Source organism: Microcystis sp. LEGE 00066, assembly GCF_015207925.1.
GTDB lineage: Bacteria > Cyanobacteriota > Cyanobacteriia > Cyanobacteriales > Microcystaceae > Microcystis > Microcystis ichthyoblabe_A.
In genome coordinates, this window is the sequence record NZ_JADEVX010000314.1 from 1 (window position 1) to 2,719 (window position 2,719).

The following is a 2,719-nucleotide window of genomic DNA, read 5'->3' on the forward strand; positions in this document are numbered from 1 at the left end:
TGTTGGTTAAGTTCTTGTTGTTGCTCTGGAGTCATTTTTGTCTTTTCCCCACTCTTTTCTCTATCCCATGCCCAATTGATGCTTTTGTCAAGTAGTTTATTTGTTCTTCAGCTTTGACTTGCTCCCAATTAGATGAATATTTAAAGTTGGTTAAAGAGAAGCCAGAGTCAATCCAGGTATGGTTTTAGGACGGGGCTTTCAAGGTGGCGACGCAGGTTCGCCACACAGCCCCTCATGAATGTGGATTTAGTTTGAGAGTAATAAGAAGGAGAGCTTGGACAAAAAAAGGAAAGCGAAAAAAAGTGAACGGGCAAAGAAAAATAGGAAGGGTGAATGTGATGGGAGCCTTAAGATATAATGACAAAAAATGAGTCTGTTTTATGATCAAAAAAGGAAATTCAGAAACTTTCCATGAACAATTAAAGAAACTTTATGAAGAAATTCGTCAAGAATGGATAAACTTGGGAAATCTGCTCGAAGATTTTCCAGAAAAAAGACCGAAGATTATCATTATATTAGACAATGCTAGTTATCACAAAAAGAAAGATGTTATTGAGCAAGTGGAAAAAGAGTTGCCCAATATTAGGCTAGAGTTTTTACCAGCTTATAGTCCAGATTACCACCTAATAGAATTAGTGTGGCATTCCGCTAAAGAATACATAGCTAATCGAGAATTTGAAAATAAAGAAGAACCGGAAAAAGTAGTCAATCAGCTTTTAAATGAAGGGGGATTGATTATTAAATGGAGTAGAAAACTGAAAAATAAGGGTAATGCTGTCAATGTAACTTAAATGCGTAAAAGCTTAACATGATCTTCTGATTTCATCTTTCGTACCAATTTCATACCACTATGAGGTTGAAAAACGCCCAAAAAGACCCAACCTAATAGACCTTGTTGACAATGAAAGATTGTTAACAAGGTCGTCTGCAAAGGCTGGAAGGCTTATAAGTAGAAGGATTAAGAGAAATCGGGATGACAGGATTTGAACCTGCGGCCCCTTCGTCCCGAACGAAGTGCGCTACCAAGCTGCGCTACATCCCGAAAGTCTTCAACTAAATGATCATAGCATATTCGGCCTTGATTGGGTCGAGACTTGCTAGGATATTAGGGATATAGGCAAAAATCATCGGAGTAGTTCAGGCGTGACGGTCAAACCAGAGTGGTTACGGGTAAAAGCACCGCAATGGCAAAGAGTCGGCAGTGTTAAGGAGGTTTTACGCGATTTAGGCTTAAATACCGTTTGTGAGGAGGCTTCCTGTCCCAATATCGGCGAATGTTTCCACGCGGGGACGGCTACCTTTTTAATTATGGGTCCTGCTTGCACTCGTGCCTGTCCTTACTGTGACATCGATTTTGAGAAAAAACCGCAACCTTTAGACTCCACGGAACCCCAGCGACTAGCGGCAGCCGTGCAACGTCTCGATCTTAATCATGTGGTGATCACTTCTGTCAATCGCGATGATTTGGCTGATGGAGGCGCTAGTCAATTTGTCCGTTGTATCGAGGAAATTCGCCGCATTTCTCCAAAAACCACCATCGAAGTGCTGATTCCCGATCTTTGCGGCAATTGGCAGGCTTTAGCTTTGATTCTTGCCGCTAAACCTGAAGTTTTAAACCATAACACCGAAACTGTTCCCCGTCTCTATCGTCGTGTGCGTCCCCAGGGTGATTATCCGCGTTCTCTAGAATTATTGCAGCGCGCTCGCGCTATTGTTCCCGCTACCTACACAAAATCGGGCATTATGGTGGGATTGGGGGAAACCGACGAGGAAGTGCGGCAAGTGATGGGCGATTTACGGGCCGTCGATTGTGATATTCTCACCATCGGGCAGTATCTGCAACCATCGTCAAAACATCTCGGTGTGCAGGAATTTATCACCCCCGAACAGTTCAAAGCTTGGCGCGAATACGGTGAGTCGCTGGGATTTTTACAAATTGTTGCGAGTCCCTTGACAAGAAGCTCTTATCATGCTGAACAAGTCAGAGCCTTGATGAATTTGTATCCGCGAGAGTCTTGAGATGGGGCAGCAATTGCTCAAAAGCTCGTCCTCGGTGGCTGATTGTTCTTTTTAATTCGGGAGACATTTCCGCAAAGGTTAAAGCGTATTCGGGGACATAAAAAATCGGATCGTAACCAAAACCACCTTTACCCCTAGGACTGGAGAGAATTTCTCCCGTGCAGATTCCTGTGGCGCTCAAGGCAATCTCACCATCGGGACGCGCAATCGCAATTACACAGACAAAACGGGCCGAACGATCCTGATTATCCCCTAATTCTCTGACGAGGCGATCGATTCTTTCCCGATCATTTTCACCATAGCGGGCCGAGTAAATCCCCGGGGCATTTCCTAACCCGGTTACTTCCAATCCCGAATCATCGGCGATCGACCATTCTCCCAATGTTAGGGCAATTTGAGCAGCTTTTAAATAGGCATTTTCGGCAAAAGTCGCCCCGGTTTCCTCTATCTCTAAATAATCGGGTTTTAACTGCAATTCTAGGTCGATATCAGTTAAGTATTCCCCTATCTCTGCCAATTTACCCGGGTTACTCGTGGCTAGAATTAATTTTTTCATCGGCATTTTATCTCAGTGATCAGTGATCAGTTACCAGTTATCAAATATGAGGTTTCAGCTTACTAGACCTCCAGCTAAGTAGCTGGTTATAATTAAATTTAAAATGGATTTTAGGTTCGATCCCCCCTTAATCCCCCCTTAATC

2 protein-coding genes, 1 tRNA gene and 1 pseudogene are annotated in these 2,719 nt (G+C 43.5%); 2 read left to right on the top strand and 2 right to left on the bottom strand.

What is annotated here, in order from left to right; translation table 11 throughout:
- Positions 1 to 125: 125 nt before the first annotated feature.
- Positions 126 to 791: pseudogene (locus tag IQ224_RS22960) on the top strand (IS630 family transposase); the annotation flags it as partial.
- A 177-nt stretch (positions 792 to 968) separates the two neighbouring features.
- Here IQ224_RS22960 and IQ224_RS22965 read toward each other — a convergent pair.
- Positions 969 to 1,042 (bottom strand) — tRNA-Pro (locus IQ224_RS22965).
- A gap of 71 nt (positions 1,043 to 1,113) precedes the next feature.
- Here IQ224_RS22965 and lipA point away from each other — a divergent pair.
- Positions 1,114 to 2,019: a lipoyl synthase gene (gene lipA / locus IQ224_RS22970; RefSeq protein WP_071591892.1), complete on the top strand. Its 906-nt coding sequence runs from the start codon at positions 1,114 to 1,116 to the stop codon at positions 2,017 to 2,019.
- Here the strand turns inward: lipA and rdgB are convergent.
- The gene (gene rdgB, locus IQ224_RS22975) at positions 1,982 to 2,575 is read right to left on the bottom strand and encodes an RdgB/HAM1 family non-canonical purine NTP pyrophosphatase (RefSeq protein ID WP_002749690.1); all 594 of its coding nucleotides are present in this window, start codon (positions 2,573 to 2,575) and stop codon (positions 1,982 to 1,984) included. The genes lipA and rdgB overlap by 38 nt on opposite strands.
- Between the last annotated feature and the right edge of the window lie 144 nt (positions 2,576 to 2,719).